27 protein-coding genes are annotated in these 24304 nt (G+C 32.6%); 21 read left to right on the forward strand and 6 right to left on the reverse strand.

Features of this window, described 5'->3' with window-relative positions; all coding sequences use genetic code 11:
• The 18 genes from DG508_RS06980 to DG508_RS07065 form a co-directional block, all read left to right on the forward strand.
• The coding region (locus DG508_RS06980) for a transposase (RefSeq protein WP_108867451.1) at window positions 1-411 on the forward strand (411 nt) is incomplete at its 5' end.
• 133 nt (window positions 412-544) lie between these two features.
• Window positions 545-973 carry a hypothetical protein gene (locus DG508_RS06985; protein ID WP_108867452.1) on the forward strand — a complete coding sequence of 143 codons (429 nt, stop codon included), beginning with the start codon at window positions 545-547 and terminating at the stop codon, window positions 971-973.
• Complete coding sequence (locus DG508_RS06990; protein ID WP_108867453.1) at window positions 954-1388, forward strand: hypothetical protein; 435 nt, start codon at window positions 954-956, stop codon at window positions 1386-1388. Before DG508_RS06985 ends, DG508_RS06990 begins: the two co-directional genes overlap by 20 nt.
• 816 nt (window positions 1389-2204) lie before the next feature.
• Window positions 2205-2615, forward strand: a complete 411-nt coding sequence (locus DG508_RS06995; protein WP_108867454.1) for a prepilin-type N-terminal cleavage/methylation domain-containing protein — start codon at window positions 2205-2207, stop codon at window positions 2613-2615.
• Between the two features lie 5 nt (window positions 2616-2620).
• A complete protein-coding gene (locus tag DG508_RS07000; protein ID WP_159090725.1) occupies window positions 2621-3097 on the forward strand; it encodes a hypothetical protein in 477 nt (158 codons plus the stop codon).
• A complete protein-coding gene (locus DG508_RS07005) occupies window positions 3094-4512 on the forward strand; it encodes a GspE/PulE family protein (protein WP_108867456.1) in 1419 nt (472 codons plus the stop codon). Before DG508_RS07000 ends, DG508_RS07005 begins: the two co-directional genes overlap by 4 nt.
• A 5-nt stretch (window positions 4513-4517) precedes the next feature.
• Window positions 4518-6734 (forward strand): type II secretion system protein GspD, encoded by a 2217-nt coding sequence (locus tag DG508_RS07010; protein WP_108867457.1) that lies wholly within the window; start codon window positions 4518-4520, stop codon window positions 6732-6734.
• Window positions 6734-7951 carry a hypothetical protein gene (locus tag DG508_RS07015; RefSeq protein ID WP_108867458.1) on the forward strand — a complete coding sequence of 406 codons (1218 nt, stop codon included), beginning with the start codon at window positions 6734-6736 and terminating at the stop codon, window positions 7949-7951. The genes DG508_RS07010 and DG508_RS07015 overlap by 1 nt, the downstream gene beginning before the upstream one ends.
• Window positions 7935-8453, forward strand: coding sequence for a hypothetical protein (locus DG508_RS07020; RefSeq protein ID WP_108867459.1), 519 nt, complete (start codon window positions 7935-7937; stop codon window positions 8451-8453). Before DG508_RS07015 ends, DG508_RS07020 begins: the two co-directional genes overlap by 17 nt.
• 27 nt (window positions 8454-8480) lie before the next feature.
• Complete coding sequence (locus DG508_RS07025; protein ID WP_159090727.1) at window positions 8481-9215, forward strand: hypothetical protein; 735 nt, start codon at window positions 8481-8483, stop codon at window positions 9213-9215.
• A gap of 2 nt (window positions 9216-9217) precedes the next feature.
• The gene (locus DG508_RS07030) at window positions 9218-10147 is read left to right on the forward strand and encodes a fibronectin type III domain-containing protein (protein ID WP_108867461.1); all 930 of its coding nucleotides are present in this window, start codon (window positions 9218-9220) and stop codon (window positions 10145-10147) included.
• A gap of 7 nt (window positions 10148-10154) precedes the next feature.
• Complete coding sequence (locus DG508_RS07035) at window positions 10155-10625, forward strand: hypothetical protein (RefSeq protein WP_108867462.1); 471 nt, start codon at window positions 10155-10157, stop codon at window positions 10623-10625.
• Window positions 10626-10654: 29 nt separating this feature from the next.
• The gene (locus DG508_RS07040; RefSeq protein ID WP_159090729.1) at window positions 10655-11893 is read left to right on the forward strand and encodes a hypothetical protein; all 1239 of its coding nucleotides are present in this window, start codon (window positions 10655-10657) and stop codon (window positions 11891-11893) included.
• Entirely contained in the window at window positions 11881-12195 is a 315-nt protein-coding gene (locus tag DG508_RS07045) for a pilus assembly FimT family protein (protein ID WP_108867464.1), read from the forward strand. Before DG508_RS07040 ends, DG508_RS07045 begins: the two co-directional genes overlap by 13 nt.
• On the forward strand, window positions 12192-12656 hold the full coding sequence (locus DG508_RS07050; RefSeq protein ID WP_108867465.1) for a prepilin-type N-terminal cleavage/methylation domain-containing protein: 465 nt from the start codon (window positions 12192-12194) through the stop codon (window positions 12654-12656). The genes DG508_RS07045 and DG508_RS07050 overlap by 4 nt, the downstream gene beginning before the upstream one ends.
• Window positions 12657-12659: 3 nt before the next feature.
• A complete protein-coding gene (locus DG508_RS07055; protein ID WP_108867466.1) occupies window positions 12660-13790 on the forward strand; it encodes a type II secretion system F family protein in 1131 nt (376 codons plus the stop codon).
• A 74-nt stretch (window positions 13791-13864) separates the two neighbouring features.
• Complete coding sequence (locus tag DG508_RS07060; protein WP_159090731.1) at window positions 13865-14881, forward strand: acyltransferase; 1017 nt, start codon at window positions 13865-13867, stop codon at window positions 14879-14881.
• 279 nt (window positions 14882-15160) lie between these two features.
• Window positions 15161-15592 carry a tellurite resistance TerB family protein gene (locus DG508_RS07065; RefSeq protein WP_108867468.1) on the forward strand — a complete coding sequence of 144 codons (432 nt, stop codon included), beginning with the start codon at window positions 15161-15163 and terminating at the stop codon, window positions 15590-15592.
• 46 nt (window positions 15593-15638) lie between these two features.
• Here the strand turns inward: DG508_RS07065 and DG508_RS07070 are convergent, their stop codons facing one another.
• The 5 genes from DG508_RS07070 to fbp all read right to left on the reverse strand — a co-directional run bounded on the left by DG508_RS07070 (window position 15639) and on the right by fbp (window position 20011).
• Window positions 15639-17177 (reverse strand): ATP-binding response regulator, encoded by a 1539-nt coding sequence (locus DG508_RS07070; protein ID WP_108867469.1) that lies wholly within the window; start codon window positions 17175-17177, stop codon window positions 15639-15641.
• Window positions 17178-17183: 6 nt separating this feature from the next.
• A complete protein-coding gene (locus DG508_RS07075) occupies window positions 17184-17678 on the reverse strand; it encodes a Rab family GTPase (RefSeq protein ID WP_108867470.1) in 495 nt (164 codons plus the stop codon).
• The gene (locus DG508_RS07080; protein WP_108867471.1) at window positions 17665-18489 is read right to left on the reverse strand and encodes a cell envelope biogenesis protein OmpA; all 825 of its coding nucleotides are present in this window, start codon (window positions 18487-18489) and stop codon (window positions 17665-17667) included. The genes DG508_RS07075 and DG508_RS07080 overlap by 14 nt, the downstream gene beginning before the upstream one ends.
• An 18-nt stretch (window positions 18490-18507) precedes the next feature.
• Complete coding sequence (locus DG508_RS07085) at window positions 18508-18861, reverse strand: fructose 1,6-bisphosphatase (RefSeq protein ID WP_108867472.1); 354 nt, start codon at window positions 18859-18861, stop codon at window positions 18508-18510.
• Window positions 18862-19012: 151 nt separating this feature from the next.
• Window positions 19013-20011 (reverse strand): class 1 fructose-bisphosphatase, encoded by a 999-nt coding sequence (gene fbp, locus DG508_RS07090; protein WP_108867473.1) that lies wholly within the window; start codon window positions 20009-20011, stop codon window positions 19013-19015.
• 179 nt (window positions 20012-20190) lie between these two features.
• Between fbp and DG508_RS07095 the strand changes: the two genes are divergently transcribed.
• Genes DG508_RS07095 through DG508_RS07105 form a run of 3 tightly spaced genes read left to right on the forward strand, consistent with a single transcriptional unit; the run spans window position 20191 to window position 23796 of the window.
• Window positions 20191-20673, forward strand: a complete 483-nt coding sequence (locus DG508_RS07095) for a GNAT family N-acetyltransferase (protein ID WP_108867474.1) — start codon at window positions 20191-20193, stop codon at window positions 20671-20673.
• Between the two features lie 3 nt (window positions 20674-20676).
• The gene (locus DG508_RS07100; RefSeq protein WP_108867475.1) at window positions 20677-21933 is read left to right on the forward strand and encodes an aspartate kinase; all 1257 of its coding nucleotides are present in this window, start codon (window positions 20677-20679) and stop codon (window positions 21931-21933) included.
• A gap of 54 nt (window positions 21934-21987) precedes the next feature.
• On the forward strand, window positions 21988-23796 hold the full coding sequence (locus DG508_RS07105) for a GNAT family N-acyltransferase (protein ID WP_108867476.1): 1809 nt from the start codon (window positions 21988-21990) through the stop codon (window positions 23794-23796).
• A 75-nt stretch (window positions 23797-23871) separates the two neighbouring features.
• Here the strand turns inward: DG508_RS07105 and DG508_RS07110 are convergent, their stop codons facing one another.
• Window positions 23872-24300, reverse strand: coding sequence for an arsenate reductase ArsC (locus DG508_RS07110; protein WP_108867477.1), 429 nt, complete (start codon window positions 24298-24300; stop codon window positions 23872-23874).
• Window positions 24301-24304: the final 4 nt, after the last annotated feature.

Raw genomic sequence — 24304 nt, forward strand, 5'->3', positions numbered from 1 at the left:
GAGTTATATGCTTATTGTTTTATGCCAAGTCATATTCATTTAATTTTTAGATCGGCAGATGATAATCCAGCAGGGTTATTAAGAGATTTTAAAAGCTATACAGCTAGAAAAATAATCGAAGCTATAACAGAAAACTCGCAAGAAAGTAGAAGAGAGTATTTGCTTTGGTTTTTTGAAAGAGCTGGAAAAAAGAAAGGTAATGGAGCAAAGTATCAATTTTGGCAACATCATAATAAACCTATTGAGTTATGGAGTGAAGCGGTTATAAAACAAAAAATAGACTATATCCATAATAATCCTGTTGAGGCGGGTTTTGTTACAGATCCAACCCACTGGAAATATAGTAGTGCAAGAAACTTTCAAGAAGATAATACTATATTAGAAATCGATAGCACTGGTTTTTTAGGCTGAGTATTAATATTTTTATAATGTTTGGATTAACTTTTGTGACCACTAAGCACAGCTTAGCGGGAGCGGGGGACCAAGAATTAGAAATTTTGATCAAAGCTCAAATTTCACACGAACCTTAGCGGATCATTATCATATGGAAAATACCAGAAATGCAATAAGACAGGGGCTTAGTGCAAATGCAGAGCCTTTTACTGGTAATAGCTCATATAATCTTGGAGGAACACAAGGTTTTAAATATTTGAGAGATGTTGGAATTGTTGATGCATTTCCTCTTGCTGATTATGTTTTACCTGGGAATAAAGGTAGTCGTCATAATAGAGCTGCATTCTTTTTAGGTGGGTATTCTGTTTCATATAAAGTAACTTATGTTGATGTCAATAGAAGAATTGCTAAAGTAAGTTTTAGTGTACACAATAGGTCATCAATTGAATCCGCTACTAGACCTCCTGGTTTAGGTTATACTAAATTTTGGATTTCAATAACTAATAATTTAAATACAGAATCTGGGCCTACTTCTAATATTTATCAAAATTTTAACTGGAATGAAACAATTAGGTTTTAATTTATCAATGATTATTTGCTTGCTTTTATTTACTAATTGTAATAAAGAATTACAAAAGGATGAAATTTTAGGAAAATGGAGTGATAATAATGTAACAATAAACTTTCTTGATGATTATAAATTTCAGGGTTATGTAAATGGTAAATTCATTTCATCTTTCAATTCTCAAAAGAAAGATTCTATAGAAGGTAATTATATAATTATAAATGACTCAAAAAGAAGTTTTATTCCGATTATAGAGCTATCTATTTCAAATATTAATAAGAACCATGATATAAAAATAGAATTATTTTATAATGACATTGACGAAATACCATTTCTATCAAATCATGAAGATAGTTTTTTATATTGTAAATTAACCACCCTTGATGGCCCCCCCCCCGCTCCCGCTAAGTTGTGCTTAGTGGCGTTCTGAGTAAGTAAGCTATGAATATTTCAGATAAATGAGCAGGAATTATAAATTTCAGAATAAGTCTGGTTTGTATTTTGTGAATTTTACCCCCGCTCGGGGGTTCTTGTAATAATATTTTTATCTAGATATGTAGGTTTGAGCCTGTAACTGATAACAATAAAGATTGGTAGGTCAATAGTGATAAACACGAGTAAGAAAACTAAAAAAAGCGAGGTAAAAATTTTACACTCGCTTTTTTATATTTTGTAGTGCTCCTTTGGTATAAAGAGCAATAATCTCCTATGTGTCATCATAGCCTACCTGTGAATTGCATAGCTAGAAGATGCAGGAAGCTGTTTTATGAATTTGATAAGCGGTTTAAGGTTCAAGGTTACTGTAATAGTGTATAAAGTTTTCATAACTGTAATTATTTTAATTAATATTCATTTTGTTTGATCATAGTATAACCAATTGTTGTGCCAAAAAATAAAGTTAAATGTATGTGTTTCTTTTTCAGTGTTTTGTGTGCTTTTGTTTTTTGTGTTAAAATGTAGAGACATGTGTTTGTAGCGTGTTTTTTACTAAGTTTTTGAACTTAAAAGTTAAAAAAATGATTAAAAAATAGGCCAGTTTCAAAAAACGGTACTTCTATGTAGTATTATTGTACCAGAAAAGGATGTATTGATCCAGATTTTTGTGTTGAATAAAAAAGAGTAGACATAAAAAAATAGGAATAGTTTTAAAGAGAAATGTGCTAATACAAGCCATGCCATTTCCTTTTGATATTGATAAGAAATTATAGTGTTTCTACATATATTTGAAGCACAATAGAATAAACATATGAGAAAAGTCCTACCCACAAAAATAAAAGCCTTCAATTTACAGGAGATGCTTCTTGTACTGGCCATTATTGGTATTTTGTTGTTGATAGCATTGCCAAATTTCTTGCCTTTGATAGCACAAACCAAGGCACAAGAAGCCAAAATACAGCTCAAAACGATTAGTAATATGCAAACGCAATATCGATACCTTAATTCTAAGTATTCGATGGATTTTACTGAGCTTAATTATGAAGCCCCTAAAACGGTAAAGAATGGGGGTACTGCCAATTATAGCTATGAAGTGCTTCAGGCGAGTGTATCTAATTTTAAAGCAAGAGCCACAGCCGTAGTTGATTTTGATGGAGATGGCGTGTTTAATGTGTGGGAAATAGACGAAAACGGTAACCCTAAACAAATAATAAAAGACTGATGCTTTTGGTCAAAATACTTAGCCTGGTGGTATTAGCAGCAATAGCTTATCAAGATCTTAGCGATAGAAAAGTGTATACTTTTGTATTCCCTGTGCTTATTGGCTTATTAGGATATTTACACTATCAAAGCGTAGAAATAATTACTTTTATAAGTGCGATATGTATCAATATTGCAATGCTTACTATTATTATAGGTTTATTATACCTATATACAATAGTAAAAATAAAACGACCTTTTTTTGAAGAAGTATTCGGGATGGGTGATGTGCTCTTTTTTGTAGCACTTGCTATAGGATTTCCTACCATGACATTTATAATTTTATTTGTCTTTTCATTAATTTTTTCTTTGCTGGTATGGTTGGTTCTTAAAAAAAGAGCAAAACATGATTCAGTACCGTTGGCGGGATATATGTCTATATTTTTTGGAGTATTGTTTATAATGCAATGGGTGACTAATTCATTAACACTGTATCTGATATGAGTACTACAAAAAATTATGAAATACCAGTGCATTTGAAACAGATGATTACTTCAAATCAAGCATTTCATTATAGAATAATACCAGTAGTAAAAGAAGAGGGGATACTTCATCTCAAATCTGATACTCAGCAAGCCAATGCGCTACAAAAAGAGCTGACCATTATTTTGGGATGTGAGATTGCTATAGTAGAGGAAACCACAGAAAATATACAGGCGTATCTTGCTTTTAATTATCGTAAGACAACCACTTCTTCTAGTGAAAAACTACAATATGAAGATCAATTTTTGCAAAAATTGATTGCTACAGCCAAAGATTTTGGGAGTAGCGATATTCATATGGAACCTTATGAGAAGTTTTGTAGAGTACGTTTTAGGCTAGACGGTAAGCTAAAAGAGCAATACACAATTTCTAGTACAGAATACCCACAATTAGTCAATCAAATCAAAATACAGTCAGGACTAGATATATCTCAAAAAAGACTCGCGCAGGATGGTAGAATAACTTTTAAGGAAGGAACAGACGAATTTGATATCAGGGTTTCTACTATGCCAACATTATATGGAGAAAAGATAGTATTGAGGTTATTAAATAGGAATACACAAGAGGTTTCTTTGAATGAATTAGGGTTTACTCAAGAAGAAATACATGAATATCGTGAAGCTATCAAAAACCCTCAAGGAATTATCCTGATTTCTGGACCTACAGGGTCAGGTAAAACCACGACACTGTATGCTACCTTAAAAGAACTCAATAAGGAGACTACAAATATTCTTACTATAGAAGACCCTATAGAATATACATTGCAGGGGATTAATCAGGTACAACTTAGAGAAGATATCGAATTTGATTTTCCTGCCGCACTACGTGCCTTTTTGCGTCAGGATCCAGATATTATTATGGTAGGAGAGATCAGAGATGATCGTACTGCAGGAATGGCTATCAAGGCGGCATTGACAGGACACTTGGTTTTGTCTACAATACATACCAATTCGGCTTGGGCAACCATCTCTAGATTAATAGATATGAAGGTGCCTGCATTTTTACTGGCCAATACAATCACTATGAGTATTGCACAGCGATTGGTAAGAAAGCTGTGTCCTCATTGTAAAACAAAGAAAAAGACAGAAAGTAAAGATTTTCCTGCAGGGTTTGAAATTCCCGAAGCTATAGAACAACATTATATTGCTGTAGGGTGCAATCAATGTTATCATACAGGATATATGGGTCGTAAGGCAATTTATGAGATACTGCCTATTACAAAAGAATTGGAGACAGCTATACGGCATAATGAATTGCAGATCGATAGCTATTTAGAAAAAAGAAATATAAACACATTACAACATAACGCCATACGCATGGTTCTTAATGGAGAAACTTCTGTAGAAGAAGTATATGCACTGTTGGCGGATAATTAATTATTATGAAAATACATCGACTGATACTTATTTTTACACTGGCAATAGGAATACAGCTTTTTGCGCAGGAAAATTACCAAACTCTTGGGCAAGATAATACGCGAGTTGCTACGATAGAAAATAAGTTGCAATTACTGAATGTAGATATTCCTGGATTATCAGAAAAAGTAAATGTAAATATTTCTAACACCTCATTACTTAATTTTTTACGTGCAGTATCTCAAGTACATAAAATAAATATTAATCTATCACAGGAGTTAAACAATATTACTATTGTCAATGGATTTAATAATGTAAGTGTTCAGGATTTATTAGTGTTTTTGGTCAAAGAATATCAATTAGATATTGTGTTTACAGGTAATATTTTATCGATAAAACCATTTACCCCTCCAGTAGTTGTTCCTGCAGAAAAAGAAATTATAGCGCAATATGATGTTCTTGCAACTACTCTATCGCTGGATTTGAAAAATGACCCTTTGCCAAAGGTATTTAGAAAAATAACAGAAGCTTCAGGTAAGAATCTATTATTTACACCAGAGTTGAATAGTAAAAATCTAAACCTCTTTATAAGTAATGTTTCTTTTGATATTGCTATGAAAAAACTAGCAGAGGCCAATGATCTTGATTTTAATAAAACAAGAGACGGGTTTTATGAGTTTGCTGCTTTTCCTCAACAAGGAGCTGATGGAAGTAATCAGGTTGGTTACCGCCCCAGACGAGCTAATTTTTCATATAAGGTAATAGATACTGTAGCACGGGTTATATCTGTTGATCTTAGAGATACACCCATATCCAATGTAATCTATACACTGTCAGAAGATCTGAAACTTGATATTTTTACTGCTTCTCCATTAGAAAACGCAGGAACAGTAACCGTAAAAGCAGAATCGATTTCTTTTGATGCTTTGCTGGTCAAAATTTTTGAGAGTAATATACATACAGCGCAGAAAACTACATCAGGTAATGAGTCTAGGCAGAACAATACCAATAACTATAATACACAGTCACCCTCACAAAATAGAGCACCCGTATCAAATGCATTTACATTCAAAAGAGAAGGAAATGTATATTATTTTGGTACCGAAGATCAGTTGGCACTCAAAAAAATAGAACTGGTACAAATGATGCATCGCTCTATTGCTATGCTTGGAGATGCAAACCCTTCTAATTCTTATGGCAATAGTTTTAATAATTCTAATTTTACAACAGGAGGAGTTAATTATATATCAGGAGGTTCCAGTTCAGGGTTCAATCAAAATGGAAGTAATGCCATAAACCAGCGGGGATCATCTTTTAGAAATACAAGTTCTTCCTCTGCAGGAACACAGCGGGTAGGATCTATTTCAGATATTTTTCCCTCAACAGTAACAGCAGGATTAGATGTCAAGATAGATACAGAGCTTAATAGTTTTGTGGTGAGCGGTGCAGGAACACGTGTAGAGAAATTTAAAAATTTCATTAAGTACATAGATAAACCAGTACCTTTGATTTTGATCGAGGTAATGATTCTAGAGGTAAATCGCTCTGCGAAGGTAGAGACGGGGGTAGAGTTTGGAATTGGTAAAGAACCCGTTACTACAGAAGGAAGGATTTTTCCTGATGCAAAAATTACTTTGGGTGCCTCAACAATAAATAGGGTAATTGGTGGATTTGATGGTTTTGGATCTTTAAACTTAGGCAATGTAGTGCCTAATTTTTATATGGATATCAAAGCCATGGAAAGTAATGGTAATATAAAAATATTGTCTACTCCCAAGCTAAGTACTCTAAATGGACATAAAGCTTATTTATCGAGTGGGCAAACTACCTATTATGCGGTTACCAATCAAAACTTCTTTGGATCGCAGATCCCTCAAACATCAGAAGTGGTCAATTACCTTCCAATAGATGCAGAGTTGGCTTTAGAATTCAAGCCTTTTGTATCAGGAGATGGGCAAATAACGTTAGATATACAGGTGATCCAATCCAGTTTTAGTGGAGATCGTATTGCAGAAAATGCTCCACCAGATATTAATAGTCGTAGATTTTCATCAATTATGAGAATGCGAGCAAATGATGTTGCTATTCTTGGCGGTATAGAACAAAAAGTTAAGAATGACTCAGGGTCAGGAGTGCCTTTATTATCGCGTATCCCAGTTTTGAAATGGCTATTTAGTAAAAGAACTCGAGAGGACAGTAAGAAAAAATTAAATGTAATTATTAAACCAACTGTTTTTTATTAATGAGGAGTCTGTTATCGTCATATAACCCTATAGGAAAAACCCTAGTTGCTCTAGAATATTCTATTCAGCAAGAAGAATTGGTTGTTTTTGGTTTGGAACTGGTGCAAAAAAAAGGCGAATTAAATATTGCCCAAACGTTTACTTTAAAAGAATTAGAGAAGTTACAATCTGTTTTAAAAACAACAGCAGGAGTACATCTGGTCATAACAGATGATCAGGTATTATATAAAGAAGTTTTTAATACAGGTACAGATGCAGAGGTAGTAGGTGAGGCTTTTCCTAATTTGAATCTGAATGATTTTTATTATCAAATTCTTCGATCAACAGAAAAATCATTTATAGCAGTAAGTAGAAAAGAATATGTAGAAAACTGTATTCAGGAATTTAAAGGTATAAAAGGTAAGATTGTTACAATTTCTTTGGGAGCTCTAGCAACAATAGCTTTGGCAGCATATGCAGAAGGAGAAATATTACATAGTCATACTGTAGCGATAGGTTTCAAAAATGAAGAAATCATATCAATTAATACCAAAAAAGAAGAAGTAATAGAGCATTATACTATAGAAGGTTTAGCCTTTTCCTCTACACATACATTATCACTGGCAACAGCTCTGGATGCCGTGATAAAAAACAATAAAATTTCTGGGAATCTTGATGCCAGAAATAAAAAATTACAAAAGGCATATAAAGAGTCTAGGTTTTTTAAAAACACATTACAAATAGGTGTTGGGTTTCTCTTGGTAGCATTGTTAATTAATTTTTTTGTTTTTAATGCAAACTATAAAAAATGGCAAGGATTGCAAGAAGAACTTCAGGTGTATACAGTACAAAAGGAGCAAATAACAAATAAACAGGCTGAGGTTACTACCAAAGAAGCTTTGGTGGAAAGTATATTGGCTACTGGGTTTTCTAAAAGTTCATGGTTTATCAATTCTATAGTACAAGCCCAACCCAGTACGATTATATTAACATCATTTGCATATCAGCCTTTAAAAAAACCAATTAGAAAGGATAAGAGTATTATTCTTGAGAAAGAAATGATTGCTATTTCGGGGACCTCAATAGATAAATCGGATTTTACCATCTGGTTAAGAACAATAGAAGGATTAGAGTTTGTAGATTCAGTAACAATTACACAATATGGGATAAACAAAAAGAATACTTCAGATTTTGAGTTAACGATTAATATCAAAACGAGTAATGAAACAACAGACTAAAAATATTATACTGAGTATAGTGCTATTTTGCGTGCTTTTGATTGCGTATCGTTTTGGTTTTTCTAAAACTTTTGCGATACGGTCTGAAGTTGCAAAGTTAGAATACGAGAAAGAGAAATACTTGGCTGCACCAAAGCAATTGGTAGCATTGACAAAAAAAGAACAACAGCTTGATGTTATTTTAGCAAAAAATAATGTAGAAGGAAATTCTCTGCAACATAATCTGTTGAAAACATTGCATTCGTTGTCTGCAACATCAGGGATTAAAATAATTTCTTTTGAGGAACCTCATATTTATTTTAACAAAGATATAAAAGAAGGAACAACCACCTATGATTTTGTTTTACAAGGTGATTATAAAGGGTTGATAGGAGTGATATATGCATTAGAGCAAGAGTATAGTTTTGGGAATATTGCCCAAGTTTATTTTGAGAAAAAGAAAAATTTTAGATCAGGAGCAAAATACTTGCAATGCAAGGTGTTATTGCAACGTCTTAATTAATTACGATAAAAATAGAAGAACAATAGTATGAATTATAGAATAGTTGGTTATATATTTTTTTTGATATGTTGTTGTGTAGGATGCCAAAGTATCAAGGTTGACAAAAGTAAAATGCATACTGCGGTAAAGAACCCTATTGCTCCTGGATTAATCGGGGTGCAAAAAAATGGAATATACAGCTCTGAATTTCAGGTTTCTGCAATACCCGAGTATAAAAGGCGTATTAGAGTGAATGCTACAAGAGTTGATTTTAGTCAAACCACATTTAATGCATACCTGAACGTTTCAAAAGATAATAAGCAACAAATAAAATACGTGGATTCTCTTGAGAGCAAACCTCGTTTTATGACATTTGAGTTATTGGATAGGGTTACGATACTTGGTGAACTTCAAAAAGAATATAATATAGAAGCTCTAGCATATATAAAAAATCAAAAAGTAGCTAGTATAGTAACCTCGATATCATTGGCAATGCCTGAATCACTTATGCAGGAAATAGAGCAGGCGGAGGCAATTTTTATAGGTAGTGGTGCTTATAAGCAGTATGAATTGTCGTTGATAAAAGATGGAAGAAAGTATAAGGCAATTGATTTTTCTAATACCACAATCTTTGCTTATGGATTGTCATTTTTTTGCTGGGGTGAAAATGATAGGAAACAAATAATGCTGGCAGATATTATTGAAGAAAAATCGTCATGCCCCAAAAATGCATATAGAGATGCAGAAAAGGCAACAGCAAAAATGAATTATTTTAAACTTTGATTATGAAAAAAGTAGTTTTGTATATCCCTATATGTCTCTTAGCTATTTTTAGTTGTGAAGAGGTGCTTTTTGAAGAAGATTTATCTGATAAAGAAATCGTGCTGATTGCTCCCTCTGATAAAACTACAGTAGAGAATACCTCAGTAACTTTCAGTTGGGAGGCAGTAGATCAAGCAACAGAATATCACCTTCAGTTGGCGCAACCTAATTTTGAGAATGCAACTCAAATACTGATGGATACAACCGTTGCATCAACCAGTTTTAATACAACTTTGGTTAAAAACGAGTATGAATGGAGAGTAAGGGCAGAGAATTCGGGTTCGGCTACACCATATGCTAATGCTGAATTTAAAATAGTTGAAAGTGAGGACTTCTCGGCAAGAGAAGTATTGTTGATTGCACCTCAAAATAATGGAATTGTCAATGCCACTACCTCAAGTTTGCAATGGCAAGCAGTGGCAGATGCTACTTTATATAGAGTGCAATTACTCAACTCAAGTACTGAAGTAATTAGTGAGCAAACAACTACAGAAACAGCAGTAACGATTACTTTTCCTGAAGGAACCACTACATGGCAAGTACGAGCAGAAAACAATACTCAAAGCACACTCTTTACTACTAGAACATTGACAGTAGATAGCCAGAATCCCAAAAAACCTGTACCTACGGCGCCTGTAAATGATGCTTCTCAAACAGCAACAACGGTTGCATTTGCTTGGACAAGAGAAGAAGTACAAGGAACGGCAGAGTTTGATAGTATTTATATCTATAAAGATGAACAATTGACACAATTGGCACACAAAAACAAAGTAACCTCACCTACAGATATTGAATTGGAAGCGAGTACAGTATATTATTGGTTTCTAAAAGGATTTGATGAGGCTGGTAATCAAAGTGAATCTAGTACCACCTCAAAATTTACAATAAATTAAATAACATATGCTAAAAGGTAAAAAAGGATTATATGTTTTATTACCATTAGTGGCATTTATTTGGGGAGCAATTGTTTTTCAGGTAATAGGTGCTTTTTCTGATGAAGGTCCAGTTGTTGTGGGAACAGAAGAAGTATCAGTAGCTCCAATTGAAACAAAGCAACGAGAACGTTTTAAATTGGGTGTGGTAGAACGAGACCCTTTTTTAGGGACATTGTATAAACCTAAGAAGAAGAAAATAAGTAAAGTAAAAGTAAAGGCAAAAAAAACAGTTCTGGTATGGCCATCTATTCAATATAAAGGAGTGGTTTCTGGACAAGGTAATGCAAATGCGATTTATCTTATTGAAATCAATAATACAGATCAACTTGTTAAATTACGGCAAACAGTTTCTGAAGTAACGTTGGTAAAAGCTTTTTCGGGTTCTGTGCGACTACGGTATAAAGGAAAAACAAAGGATTTTAAAATAGCGAATTGATTTTTTTTTCAAAAATAAAAGCACAGGCTATGCAATTTGCTATACTCATTTCAGTATTGGTAGCAGTATTGCTGAGTGCTTTTTTGTTGCTTACCCACGTACATTCTTTTTTTAGAATCAAATCTCAGGAAGTAGTAGTAGCCTTTGATCAAGCAAATAGGCAGTTGTTTGAATCATTAGAACAAAATAAAATAACAAAAGATACTATCGTTTCTATAGTCGATGTTAAAACTAGTAAGCAATTCGCAAATTATCATGGAGTTTGGCAAAAACGATATACAGAAGTAGATGTACATAATCAAAAAGCTGTAAGAATTGCATACACAGGAGCAGAGCGATCAGAGAATACACCAAATCTGTATATTGAAGATAGAAATTCACCTATTGTAGTGGTGGGAGCAACCAGACTAGAAGGTAAAAGTTATATTCCTAAGCAAGGGATCAAGGCTGGGAATATTTCTGGAAAATATTATCAAGGTAATGCCCTGTATTATGGTCGTGTTTTGGAAAGTAAAACATCTCTACCTGAAATGAATCCCGAATGGATTAGATATTTAGAGAATATTATACAAGGCGATCTTCTTAATCAAGGAGAGGTGATCGTACTAGAGAAAGAGCTTAAGAATACATTTTATAACCCTCTTCAAGTAATTTATGATAGAGGTTCTATTTTTTTGGATGATGAAAAAATAACAGGGAATATTGTTATTCAATCAGGAACTAAAATTATTGTTGGGTCTGGAGCAAAACTGACAGATGTTGTTTTGATAGCTCCAGAAATAATAATAAAAACAGGAGTTATAGGTAGTTTTCAAAGTATTGCTACCAAAAACATAAAAATCGAAAGAAAATGCTATTTATCATATCCTTCTTCGGCTATTCTTATTGATAAAAAGATAATAAAAGAAGGTCAGCAAAACAATCAATTTCTATATGCGAAACCTGATTTTGTAATTGATAAAGGAGCAGTTATTGAAGGTGTCATTGTATATTTAAATAAAAATAAGAGTACAAACAATCGTATTAAAACACATGTAGAGATCGCTTCTAATGCTACCGTTATAGGAGAAGTGTATTGCCAAGGTAATGTTGATTTTCAGGGAACGGTATTGGGATCATTATATGCACAACAGTGTATAGCTAGGCAATCAGGATCAGTGTATCTAAATCATATCTATAATGGCAAAATATTGTTGAACCCTGTTTTGGACTATGCAGGATTACCGTTTGTAAATTCAAAATACAATATTGCAAAATGGTTGTATTAAAAAAAATAAAAGGTGCTACATTGATAGAGGTTCTTACAGCTTCAGTTTTGATCGTTATCGTATTTATGATAGCCAGTTTAAGTTTTAATACAGTATTTAGTAATCAAATAAAAAGAGATCGTACTGCAATTGATAATAGAGTGAAGGAGTTGGAGTATCTTTTTATTCATCATAAAATTAAATTGCCTTATACAGAAGATTTTGACGGTTGGGAGGTTATTATAACTTCAATGTCAAATCATACAGTTTTATTGTATAGTAAAGGAGATGTTGAATTAAAAAAGCGACTGATTGTAAAATGATTAAAATAAATCAAAAAATCAAGGCTTTTACCCTTACAGAAGTTATGGTAGTGATTGTAATTTCTACTATAGTTGTTGGATTGGCATTTTCAGTATTGAGGATAGTACAAGAAAGCATGAGCAGTATTGATGAGAACTATGAGTATAAAGAAGAAATGCAATCTTTTGAGGTCGCTTTGACAATAGATTTTAATAGATTGACTTCTGTAAAATGGAATTCATATGAGAGTACGTTGTCTATGTATTCTCCTATAGAAGAGAAGGAGTATAAGTTCTTTAGCGATAGTATAGTGACAGCTATTCATACGTACCCTTTACAATTAAAAGAAAAAACATTTTACTTTGAGGGGGAGGCTGTAAATTCTGGAGCTATTGATGCGATAAAATTGACTTTTTATAATACTAGAAAATTACATCGTGTTTTTGTGTTTAAATATAATGACCCTACGATACATTTTTAAAATATGGGAATAAAAATAGAAAAGACCAAAAAACAATACCAAGAGGAATCTTCTTTTGCTATTTCTGAGATACTAACCAAAGAAATTACACTGTTTGGAAATGCATTTACATCAAAAAAGAAAGAACAATGGTATGCAGAGCTCAGTGTATTGCTAAAGTCTGGAATTGATCTAAGAAGTGGGTTAGAACTATTGTCTGAGACTCAAAAAAAAGAAAAAGATCAAAAATTGATGGCATCTATGGTTGCTAAGCTGGTCGCAGGAACTCCTTTTTCTGAAATCTTGAAACAGAATAAAAATTTTACAGACTATGAATATTATGCTATTAAGATTGGAGAGCAAACGGGTGAATTGGCAAAAATTACACTAGAGCTTAGTGAGTTTTATAAAAGAAAAAATGAACTGCGTAGAGAGATTGTATCTGCACTTACATACCCTATAATTGTAATGTGTACTGCTATGATTGTTATTGTTTTTATGCTTCGATATGTAGTGCCAATGTTTGTAGATATTTTTAAGCAAAATAATGTAGAACTTCCTGGTGTTACCAAAGGGATTATTAATTTTTCTGATTTTATAAGTGATTCTGGTTGGTTGGTGTTTGGATGTTTGTTAATTACTATTGGAGTTTTAATTTTTGTTTCCAAAAAAAAATGGTTTCGAAAAATATTGGGGAGTATACAGTTGAGGTTGCCGATTCTAGGGAATTATTTTAGAAAAATCTATATGGCACAGTTTACACAAGCGATTTCTTTGCTTACATCATCAAAAGTTCCTATGGTAGAGAGTATCGATCTGGTAAAAAATATGATTGATTTTTATCCACTTCAAGAGGGATTGCATAAGACAAAAAATAGCGTTTTGGCAGGAGATACCTTAAGTGTTTCCTTTGCAAAGAGCTCTATATTTGATAAAAAGATGATAGCTATGATTCGGGTAGCAGAAGAAACGAATCAGACAGAATTTATTTTTCAAAAACTAAATGAGCAATATAATCAACAAGTAAAATATCAGTCTCAAGTAATTTCTAACGTCCTTAATCCTTTACTCACAATATTTGTAGGAATCATAGTGGGGATCATTCTTATTGCTATGTATTTGCCAATGTTTAGGTTAAGTAGTGTGATAGGATGAGAATAGAAGGTTGTTTCATGAGGATTATATGCATTTAATTTTCTAGATTTAACCTGTATTAAAATATATGGGTTTTGAGAGAAAAACAAGTTTGGTTAGATAATGCAAGAGCTATAACTACGATCGCAGTAATATTTTTACATGTTGCAGCTCCTTTGTTATATGAATATGGTAAGGTATCTAATGAATTATGGTGGGTAGGTAATGTGTATGATAGTGCAGTTAGATTTTGTGTTCCGATTTTTTTTATGATTACTGGGGCGCTATTGTTGAGTAAGGATAGTACTTTGTCTGATTTTTTGAGAAAAAGATTTCTAAGAATTATACCCCCATTGGTTTTTTGGAGCCTTGTGTATATAGTCTACAATACTTTTATAGTGGATAAAAAAAGTGTTACCCTGTTAGAATTTGGAGGTAAAATAATAAAAGGTCTTTTTCAAAGAAGTGAATATCATCTTTGGTTTATCTATGTATTACTAGGGCTTTATTTGTGTATTCCAATACTAAGAAAATGGATTAAAAATGCGTCTAATAAAGAAATACATTACTTTATATTGATTTGGGGAATTACTTTGCTTTATAGGATTCCTGGGATTAGTGATTATTTGCCAGAGATTACATTGGTAAATTTTTCTGGTTTTATAGGGTATCTGGTATTAGGATACTATCTGGCGAATAAAACAGTACGAAGCAATTACATTCCTGTGATATTAGTAGTTATTGGAACATTAATAACCATCTTTGGAACATATTATTTATCATATCAAGAACAAGAGTTTTGTGAATACCTCTACGGTTATTTGACTCCAAATGTATTGATGAGTTCAATAGGTGTTTTCTTATTATTTAAAAAATGGTCTATAAAAAATAAGATAGCAATAAAAACAATTACATTTCTTAGTAGTCATAGTTTTGGGATTTACTTAAGCCATATTCTGGTTTTATCTATACTTGAAAGACAAGGCTTGGATTGGAGTTGGATTCATCCTGCGTTTAGCATTCCATTGTTAACAATTGTGAGTTTATTAGTTTCTGGGGGGATTGTTTATCTGCTCAAAAAAAACAAATATGGGCGGTATGTTTCTGGGTAAAAAGAGTAAGTGTACTTTGTGCAACAGAGCTTCGTTATGAAGTTTGGAAGTGTTATATATACAAGTGTTTTAGTCATTTTTGTATAGTACTGCTATGGAGAAATAGAAAAACAGAGCAAAGCGATTGTATTTGCAGTAGATCCAAGACGTAATAGATTTTTCATTGTATCAAGGGATTAAAATACGGTAAGAACTATTTTGAATTAAAAAAGGGGTGTTTTAAATTTTAAAAGGTGTATAGTTTAGTTATATTTGCGGCAAATTAAACCAAAATATAAGATGTCAATATCTGATTTATTTGATAGCGGATTTCAGAAAAGAAACCAAGATCATTTTGCTGCAATTGTAAAAGTTGCAATGAGCGATAGTGTGATTACTGATGAAGAAAGGGCTTTTCTGGATAGATTAGCCAGAAAACTTGATATTTCTGAGAATGATTATAAAGAGATTTTAAAAGATTACAATTCTCATTCTATCAATCCTCCGATAAGTTATGAAAGAAGATTAGAACGTTTGTATGATCTGTCTAGAATGGTATATGCAGATCATATAAAAGGAGATGATCAAGTAGTTTTATTAGAAAAACTTAGTATAGGTTTAGGTTTTAAACCTGAAAATGCTAAATATGTAGTAGATAAAGCCTTAAATCTTATTGATAAAGGAGTTGATGGCGATACTTTTGAAGAAGAGATCAAGAATATGAACAGGTAATTTATAGCTGTTTTGTTTTAAAAACTATAATTTAAAAAGGCTGCCTCTATGAGACAGCCTTTTTTGCTATTTGTTTTGTAATCTTATAGATTAGTTCTTCTTGCTCAAAAGGTTTGGCTATAAAATCATCCATTCCAGATCGTATACATTTATCTCTGGCGACATGGCTAGCTTTTCCAGAGAATCCAATAATAGGTACATCAGAGATAAATTTATCTCCATAATTATTACGGATCATGTGAGTTGCTTGATATCCATCAATTTTAGATAGAGTAAGATCCATTAATACGAGGTCATATCGACGGCGCTCTATGTAATTAATAGCCTCTTCTCCATTGATAGCAATATCAACAAAGAAATTACCTTGAGAGATTAGTACCTTCATGATTAGGTATTGTGTGATCTCTTCGTCTTCAACAACAAGAATTCTAAACTTGTTTTTTGTTTTAGGTAATTTATATTTTTTCTTTTTTCGTTCTGGAGCAGCTTTTGTAACCTCAAATTTAAATGGAAGTTTGATATTGAAGACCGTTCCTTTCTCTAGTTCACTAGTAACTTTTATTTCTCCGTTTAAGAGGTCTACAAGGTTTTTTACAATAGCAAGGCCTAGTCCAGTTCCAGGAACACGTTTGTTAGCTTCAAAACGAGAAAAACGGTCAAAAAGAAACGGGATGTTTTCTTCCATAATCCCAATTCCTGTGTCTTCAATTTTAAAATTAAGGCTTACTTTATTAGTTCGCTGGTAATTTTTTGTTATCGAAAAGATGATTTTTCCTTCTTCGGTAAACTTAAAAGCATTAGTAAGAATGTTATTAAGGATTTGATATATCCTTGTTCTATCACCGATAAGGTATTCTTGTACGCCAGAATCTATATTGGTTTCAAAAACAATTTGTTTTTCCTCAGCTATTTTAGAGAAGGATTCTCTAAACCCATCAATCAAATTTTGAAAAGCAAAACGTTCTTCTACTATTTTTAATTTTCCAGATTCTATTTTTGAGAGATCGATCATATCATCTATTAATGCATTAAGATGAAGGCTTTCTCTTTTTATGATTCTGGCAAGCTCTTCTTGCTCAAAAGTAAGCTTGGTTTTTTCTAGAACTTCTACAAACCCCAATATGCTAGTTAGAGGAGTTCTTATCTCATGATTAATATTAGCAATAAAACTATTTTTGAACTCTTCTTTTTCTATAAGATATTTATTCTTGAGTTCTAGTTCTTTTGATAATAAAATCGATTCATTTTTTTGTTGTGCTATTTGATTAAGGTCTTTGTATTTACCTGTATAATCAAAAAGAATAATTATGATTTCTTGCTCTTTGAATGTAACGGTGATATCACATATTTTTTCAGACTGATTATCTTCTAGATGAATGCACGGAAAATTTAGTGCCTTTTTATCGAGATCATTATCTTCTGCAAAAGAGCGTAGTACCTCAAAAAAAGGATGCGCATCATAGATTGAAGTATCCTTTTGCCAGTTAAAAAGATTTTTATCTGTTTCTGTAATGATACCATCATAAGAAGCATTAATAATCTGTACTTGAGGATTAAACTGCAAAGGGTTATTCTGATTAGCCATACTCTTTTATTTACTTATTTCGTTTGCCAAATCAGAAAAGAAATGTTCAACATTTTTATTTGTTTTGGCACTAGTTAAACAATCAAAGGGTATGTTTTTTTCCGTCAAAAGGGTGTTAATTTCTTTTTCATTAACTAGGTCTAATTTATTACCTATTACTTTGGCGGGTATTTTATTGTAATTTTCTTTTAGGTACTTTAGGTCTTTAGTAAGGGTTATATATGTTTCTTCTCTCGTGAGGTCAAACACATATATAAAGGCATGTGAGCCTAAGAGATAGGATTTTCTGGTGTCTTCAACACTATCAGAATGTCCTTCTGCGTCCCAAATAATCATTGATAGTTCTCTGCCATCGGGTAGCGTTATAACTTTCTTTTTTATTTGGACTCCTAGAGTCACTTTGTATTCTTCAGAAAATTCGTTGTCCATAAAACGCCTGAAAAGGGACGTTTTTCCAACACCGAAGTGTCCTAAAAGCACTACTTTTTTAGACAATTTCATCTGCAAAATGTTTTTTTAATTTTTTAGTAAAAAGGCTACTGTCTTCTAAGTCTTTGCTCGAAATATGGTTTTTGGCAAAGTCGATAATTTGATCTTCCAAAACTTCTTTAAACATCATATTATAAGCTCCTGAAATTACGGCGGCAACATAATATGAATAAAAGTTTTGTATATGTATAGTATATAACTCGTATTCTATGAGTTCTAGATTTTGATTTCCACCTTGAAAAGCATCTTCAACAAAGCTTTTTATGGCAGTAAGCATTCCAGCGACCATTTCTTTATCTATAGTGTTTTCTGATAATGGGCTATAGTCAGCAAGTAATATTCCAGAATTTTTTTCTATTACAAATAACTGAATTAATCTAGGTTTGGCATAATCGTTTATTGCGAGATCTCCTTCGCTAATTCCTTGTGCTCTTGCTTTGGTTCTGCGAAACCAGTTTTTGAAAGAAAATGCCTTTTTGGTTTTTTTACTGATATTTTCACTCAATAACTTCATTTCATGAGCGATATACTTTTTTATCATTTTACCAATGATAGGAAACAACGCTTCTACTACGGCATCTTGTGAGTTTTTTATTTCCTCTTTTAGGGCTTGAGTAATAGTTGGTCCTAATGTTTTAGGGATTTCTTCTACAAATTCCTCTAATCTGTCATCAATAATTGGATCAACTTTATGAGAGAGTTCTTTTTTCTGATTTACTATTTTGGTTAATTCTTCAACTTTTTGAGCAATGGAGTCAGCATATTCATGTTCTTCTGTAAAAAGAAGTTCTTTAAGAATTTTAAGTTTATCCTGCTCTCCCATACCCTTGGACAGATTGGATTATTTTTGATTGATTTTTTCTCCCAGATTAATTAGAAGGTCTCCTAATACTTTTTTGTCAACTTTTTTGTTGTCAAGCATATCTGTTTTGTCAGCCAAATTATCTTCTAATTCTGTGATCCTGATATTGAGGTCAGTGCTCAAATTATCAATTGCTTGAAATAACTCTTTACGAGTGTCATCAATCAAGTCTTCAAGGTCCTTCTTTTTTGAAGTAATTTCTTTTTTTACTTTTTCAAATTCTGAATTGTAAGCAGCAATATTTTCTCCAAATATTAGGTTCTTTATTGCTTCTATTTTTGAAGAAGGATCATCAGAAATTTTTTCTTCAATAGCTTTACTTTCTTTAGCCATTTTGATCAGTTTATTAGATTCGTAATTTTGAACTCCCGTAAAATTAACATAAAAACGTTAAATAAGTGGTTATTATGGAGATAATGTTAACTTATAGAATTAAAATCAGGTAGAAATAGAAAGATTATGTTGTGTATTTGCCTATTTAGATTTATTCCATAAAAGATTCAACCTTTTCAACCATGTTTTTACTACCACAAATAAAAGGAGTACGTTCATGTAATTGAGTGGGTTTGATATCCATTATTCTGGTGTATCCATCACTAGCTTTACCTCCTGCTTGCTCTGTAATAAAGGCCATTGGATTGCATTCATATAATAAACGAAGTTTACCTTTAGGCGATTTTGATGTGCTAGGATACATATAAACACCTCCTTTGATCATATTACGATGAATATCACTTACCAGAGAACCAATATATCTTGAAGTATATGGGCGATCTTCTTTTTCTTCCTGACAATATTTTATGTAATCTTTTATCCCTTGTGGAAAATGTATGTAGTTCCCCTCGTTTACAGAATAGATAGTACCATCTTTTGGGAATTTCATATTAGGGTGTGATAAATAATAGGTTCCTAATGCAGGGTTTAGTGTAAAACCATTAACACCATGGCCAGTAGTGTATACTAACATAGTAGAAGTACCATAAATAATATAACCAGCAGCTACTTGTAAGTTACCTGGTTGTAAAAAATCTTCTAGTGTAACAGGGGTTCCCATAGGAGTTATTCTTCTATAGATAGAGAAGATGGTTCCTACAGATACATTTACATCTATATTGGAGCTACCGTCTAGAGGGTCCATAAGGACAACATAATTATTGCGATGGTCATTTTTTTGCCCTTTAATAGTAATGAATTCATCATTTTCTTCAGAAGCAATACCACATACAATTTCCCTATTGGTAAGAGTATTTATAAAAGTTTCATTGGCAAGAACATCAAGTTTTTGTTGGTCCTCTCCTTGAATATTAGTTTCACCTGCCGCTCCAGTAATGTCAACAAGTCCTGCCTTATTTACCTCATGATTTACCATTTTTGCAGCTAATCGAATTGAATTGATTAAACGAGAAAGCTCTCCACTTGCGTATGGAAAATCCTTTTGGTTTTCAATGATAAACTCTCCTAAGGTCTGATTTCTTCTTGTCATTTACGGTGAAATTTGTTTGTTGCAAAAGTATTATTTTTTAAGCAACTATAACGTTTTCGGAAATTTAATTTATAGAGAAATTTCTGTAATAATTGCAAAAATGAGTAGGGGTAATTGTATAACAACATAAAATTACTCAGTTTCTAATACATATTTTATAGTTTTGATAAATTTTTTTTATGAATTATGTGATTAGAGAGGCCCAAAAACAAGATATGCCACAGGTGTTGGGACTTATTAAGGAATTGGCAGATTTTGAAAACGAACCTGATGCGGTTGAGGTAACTGTAGAAGACCTTGTAGATGAAGGGTTTGGAGAAAAAGCATTGTTTCATTGTATTGTAGCAGAGGTGTCAGAAGAAATCGTAGGTATTGCATTGGTATATTATCGATTTTCTACATGGAAAGGGAGAACAATTCACCTTGAAGATCTTATCGTAAAAAAAGATATGAGAGGATCGGGGATAGGAATGGCTCTTTATAAAGAAGTGATGTGCTATGCACAAGAAAAAGGAGTAAAGAGAGTAGAGTGGGTTGTCTTGGATTGGAATACACATGCTGTTGATTTTTATAAAAAAAGCGGAGCAGAAATTTTAGAAGATTGGAGGGTGGTGCAAATGGGGCAGACACAGTTACATACTTTTATCAAAAAACACACGTAACAAATGAGAGTTTTTAAGTTTGGGGGAGCATCAGTAAAAGATGCCAATGGAGTAAAAAATGTACTCAAAGTATTGAGAGAAACGGGATTCTCTAATCTCGTAATTGTTGTTTCTGCAATGGGCAAAACAACAAATGCTTTAGAACAGGTGGTAGAAATGTATTGTAGCCATAATACCCTTGAACTTGAAAAAGAAATTAGGGTAATAGAGAAATATCACCAAAATATTCTAGCTATTCTTTTTGATGATAAACAGCATACCGTTTTTAAAAAGATAGAAGGATTATTTGCTGATATGAGAATGACTTTAAAAAGAAATAAGTCTACTCAGTATGATTATATTTATGATCAAATAGTTTGTTATGGAGAATTAATTTCTACTACTATAATTAGTGAATATTTGAATCATACAGGATATCAAAATGAGTGGTTAGATGCCCGTAATTTTATAAAAACAAATACGGTTTATAGAGATGCAGAAGTAAATTGGGGAGCAACTCAAAACCTTATTTCTGATAAAGTTAATAAAAATGGGCTCAGTGTTACTCAGGGGTTTATAAGTTCTGATAATAATAATTTTACGACTACTTTGGGTAGAGAAGGGAGTGATTATACTGCAGGGATTTTTGCGTATTGTTTAAATGCAGATAGTGTAAGTATCTGGAAAGATGTTCCTGGGGTGCTCAATGCAGACCCTAGAGTTTTTAATACAACAGAGTTATTATCTCATATTTCTTATGAAGAGGCTATTGAACTTGCTTTTTATGGGGCGTCTGTAATTCACCCTAAAACTATACAGCCATTACAACGTAAGGAGATTCCATTGTATGTTAAATCGTTTATTAACCCATCGAACTTAGGAACTACTGTAAAAAAAGGACAGCCTTTAGAACCTCATCTTCCTTGTTATATTGTAAAGAAAAATCAGATTTTATTGTCGCTTTCTTCCTTAGATTTTTCATTTATAGTCGAAGAAAATATTAGCGAGATTTTTAATCTTTTTCATCAGTATCACATAAAAGTAGATTTAATTCAAAACTCGGCAATCAGTTTTTCTGTATGTTTGAATGATAAGTTTAACCATTTTGAAATGCTTTTGAATACGCTTAAAGCTAAATTTAAGGTTACGTATAATACAAATGTTTCATTGTTTACGATTAGACATTTTACAAATGATGCCATTGCAAGTTTAGAAAAAAATAAAAATATTTTGTTAAAGCAAATAACTAGAGAAACCTATCAAATGGTTACTAGTGATTAACGAGTGTGAATTCAAGGATTTTGCTATATTTGCAGTTAGCGCAAATTGTATTTAATGCCCATAGTCACAGCAAGAGAAGTAGCCACAGGGCTCAAATTAGATAAACTTGGTTTTATAGGCACCTTTATCGGTTGGGTGATTCTAAAGGTCACCCGAATATCAAAAATAAATCGTCAGTACGATAAGCATAGTCATTTAGAAGGATTAGAATATATAAATAAAACTCTTGATTTGTATGGAGTTAAGTTTGAAATTCCTGAAGAGGACTTAAGACGATTGCCAAAAGAAGGTCCGTTTATTACATTATCAAATCACCCATTAGGAGGACTTGATGGAGGAATGTTACTTAAATTAATGGTAGAACACCGTTCTGATTTTAAAGTTATTGCTAATTTTTTACTACATAGTTTTGCTCCGTTAAAACCTTATATTATGCCTGTAAATCCGTTTGAGGATAGGAAACAGGTAAAATCAAGTCATACTGGGATTAAAGAAGCTATTTTGCATCTTCGAGAAGGGCACCCATTGGGTATTTTTCCAGCAGGAGAAGTATCTACCTTTAAAGAAGGGAGAAATTATGTAGACAGACCGTGGGAACCAAGTGCAATGAGGTTGGTTCAGAAAGCAAAAGTTCCTGTAATACCTATATATTTTCATGCACGTAATAGTCGATTGTTTTATCGCCTAGCATCAATAAGTGATTTGCTTAGGACTGCCAAATTACCTAGTGAACTTTTTTCTCAAGAAAATAAAATTATCAAAATACGAATTGGTAACCCTATCTCAGTAAAAGATCAGGAAGGATATACCAACCTTGAGGATTTTACGAATTTCTTACGGAAAAAGACGTATATGCTGGCTAATCCTTTTGAAAAGAAAACACTACGGGAGTCAATACCCCAAAACCTTAAATTACCAAAATCACCTAAAGAAATTGCGGTAGAAGGAAATATTGATGCAGTTGAGTCAGAGCTACAATATTGTAGAGAGAATGATAAACGATTATTGGTAAGTAAAAATTACGAAGTTTTTCTGGCAAAGAAGAAGCATATTCCAAATATAGTACATGAGATAGGTAGATTACGAGAGATCACATTTAGAGAAATCGGAGAAGGAACTAATAATTCATTAGACCTTGACCCTTTTGATGAGTATTACCATCATATGTTTTTGTGGGATAATGGAGCAAAAAAAATGGTAGGAGCATATCGTATGGGAATGGGGTCAGAGATTTATGCTAATCGAGGTATTGATGGATTTTATCTTCAAGACTTGTTTAGATTTGAGCCAGAGTTGTATAAAATGATGAGTCAATCTATAGAAATGGGTAGAGCTTTTATTATCAAAGAATATCAGCAACGACCTATGCCATTGTTTTTACTGTGGAAAGGGATTGTGCATTGTACACTTCGTTTTCCTGAGCATAAATATCTGATAGGAGGGGTGAGTATAAGTAATAAGTTTAGTAATTTCTCTAAATCTCTGATGATTGAATTTATGAAGTCTCATTATTATGACCCCTATGTAGCACAGTATGTGAGGCCCAAAAAAGAGTTTAAGGTAAAACTGAAGGATGCAGATAAGGATTTTGTTTTTGATGAGAGTAAGAGTGATCTTAATAAGTTTGACAAAATTATTGATGAAGTAGAGCCAGGAAGTCTTCGTATTCCTGTATTGATTAAAAAATACATTAAGCAAAACGCTAAAGTAGTTGCATTTAATGTCGATCCATTGTTTAATAATGCTGTAGATGGCTTAATGTATATTCGTATTGCGGATTTACCTGATAGTACTGTAAAACCAGTTATGGAAGAGTTTCAAGCTGAATTAGAGCAGAAGTATTTTAAAAATGGTGATAAGTAAAAAGGGTACTCTCTCAAAAAAATAAACCCTACAAGTTGTCTTTTTGCAGGGTTTGATATTTGTAAAATTCAGGAGTTATATTGATGTCACTTTGGATATGTGTTTCTCTACAAAGTCTTGGCAATATTCTTTAATTTGGTTTCTGGTTTTAGTAAATGCAGCATGAATTTCTTCTTCTGTACCTTTAACTTTTGAAGGATCAAAAAAATTAAAATGTAATCGTTCTGCCTTCCCTGGGAAGAAAGGACACCTTTCTTTGGCATTATCACATACGGTAAGAATGTAATCAAAAGAAATATCCAAATATTCATCGAGGTGATTTGATGTGTGGTCAGAAATGTCAATAGCATCATCTGCCATAATAGTGATTGCTTTAGGGTTTACACCATGAGTTTCAACGCCTGCGCTATAAATAGTTGCCTTTTCTTTTGCAAAATGTTTTAGATACCCTTCTGCTATTTGACTTCTACAGGAATTACCTGTGCATAATACTAAAATATTCATAAGT

The organism is Aquimarina aquimarini (genome assembly GCF_900299535.1).
GTDB classification, from domain to species: domain Bacteria; phylum Bacteroidota; class Bacteroidia; order Flavobacteriales; family Flavobacteriaceae; genus Aquimarina; species Aquimarina aquimarini.

Bases quoted from the DNA above. Each gene is read 5' to 3' on its own strand.
- DG508_RS06985 (WP_108867452.1), top strand. From the start codon at position 545: ATGGAAAATACCAGAAATGCAATAAGACAGGGGCTTAGTGCAAATGCA.
- DG508_RS06990 (WP_108867453.1), top strand. From the start codon at position 954: ATGAAACAATTAGGTTTTAATTTATCAATGATTATTTGCTTGCTTTTA.
- DG508_RS06995 (WP_108867454.1), top strand. From the start codon at position 2,205: ATGAGAAAAGTCCTACCCACAAAAATAAAAGCCTTCAATTTACAGGAG.
- DG508_RS07005 (WP_108867456.1), top strand. From the start codon at position 3,094: ATGAGTACTACAAAAAATTATGAAATACCAGTGCATTTGAAACAGATG.
- DG508_RS07010 (WP_108867457.1), top strand. From the start codon at position 4,518: ATGAAAATACATCGACTGATACTTATTTTTACACTGGCAATAGGAATA.
- DG508_RS07015 (WP_108867458.1), top strand. From the start codon at position 6,734: ATGAGGAGTCTGTTATCGTCATATAACCCTATAGGAAAAACCCTAGTT.
- DG508_RS07020 (WP_108867459.1), top strand. From the start codon at position 7,935: ATGAAACAACAGACTAAAAATATTATACTGAGTATAGTGCTATTTTGC.
- DG508_RS07025 (WP_159090727.1), top strand. From the start codon at position 8,481: ATGAATTATAGAATAGTTGGTTATATATTTTTTTTGATATGTTGTTGT.
- DG508_RS07030 (WP_108867461.1), top strand. From the start codon at position 9,218: ATGAAAAAAGTAGTTTTGTATATCCCTATATGTCTCTTAGCTATTTTT.
- DG508_RS07035 (WP_108867462.1), top strand. From the start codon at position 10,155: ATGCTAAAAGGTAAAAAAGGATTATATGTTTTATTACCATTAGTGGCA.
- DG508_RS07040 (WP_159090729.1), top strand. From the start codon at position 10,655: ATGCAATTTGCTATACTCATTTCAGTATTGGTAGCAGTATTGCTGAGT.
- DG508_RS07045 (WP_108867464.1), top strand. From the start codon at position 11,881: ATGGTTGTATTAAAAAAAATAAAAGGTGCTACATTGATAGAGGTTCTT.
- DG508_RS07050 (WP_108867465.1), top strand. From the start codon at position 12,192: ATGATTAAAATAAATCAAAAAATCAAGGCTTTTACCCTTACAGAAGTT.
- DG508_RS07055 (WP_108867466.1), top strand. From the start codon at position 12,660: ATGGGAATAAAAATAGAAAAGACCAAAAAACAATACCAAGAGGAATCT.
- DG508_RS07065 (WP_108867468.1), top strand. From the start codon at position 15,161: ATGTCAATATCTGATTTATTTGATAGCGGATTTCAGAAAAGAAACCAA.
- DG508_RS07070 (WP_108867469.1), bottom strand. From the start codon at position 17,177: ATGGCTAATCAGAATAACCCTTTGCAGTTTAATCCTCAAGTACAGATT.
- DG508_RS07075 (WP_108867470.1), bottom strand. From the start codon at position 17,678: ATGAAATTGTCTAAAAAAGTAGTGCTTTTAGGACACTTCGGTGTTGGA.
- DG508_RS07080 (WP_108867471.1), bottom strand. From the start codon at position 18,489: ATGGGAGAGCAGGATAAACTTAAAATTCTTAAAGAACTTCTTTTTACA.
- DG508_RS07085 (WP_108867472.1), bottom strand. From the start codon at position 18,861: ATGGCTAAAGAAAGTAAAGCTATTGAAGAAAAAATTTCTGATGATCCT.
- fbp (WP_108867473.1), bottom strand. From the start codon at position 20,011: ATGACAAGAAGAAATCAGACCTTAGGAGAGTTTATCATTGAAAACCAA.
- DG508_RS07095 (WP_108867474.1), top strand. From the start codon at position 20,191: ATGAATTATGTGATTAGAGAGGCCCAAAAACAAGATATGCCACAGGTG.
- DG508_RS07100 (WP_108867475.1), top strand. From the start codon at position 20,677: ATGAGAGTTTTTAAGTTTGGGGGAGCATCAGTAAAAGATGCCAATGGA.
- DG508_RS07105 (WP_108867476.1), top strand. From the start codon at position 21,988: ATGCCCATAGTCACAGCAAGAGAAGTAGCCACAGGGCTCAAATTAGAT.
- DG508_RS07110 (WP_108867477.1), bottom strand. From the start codon at position 24,300: ATGAATATTTTAGTATTATGCACAGGTAATTCCTGTAGAAGTCAAATA.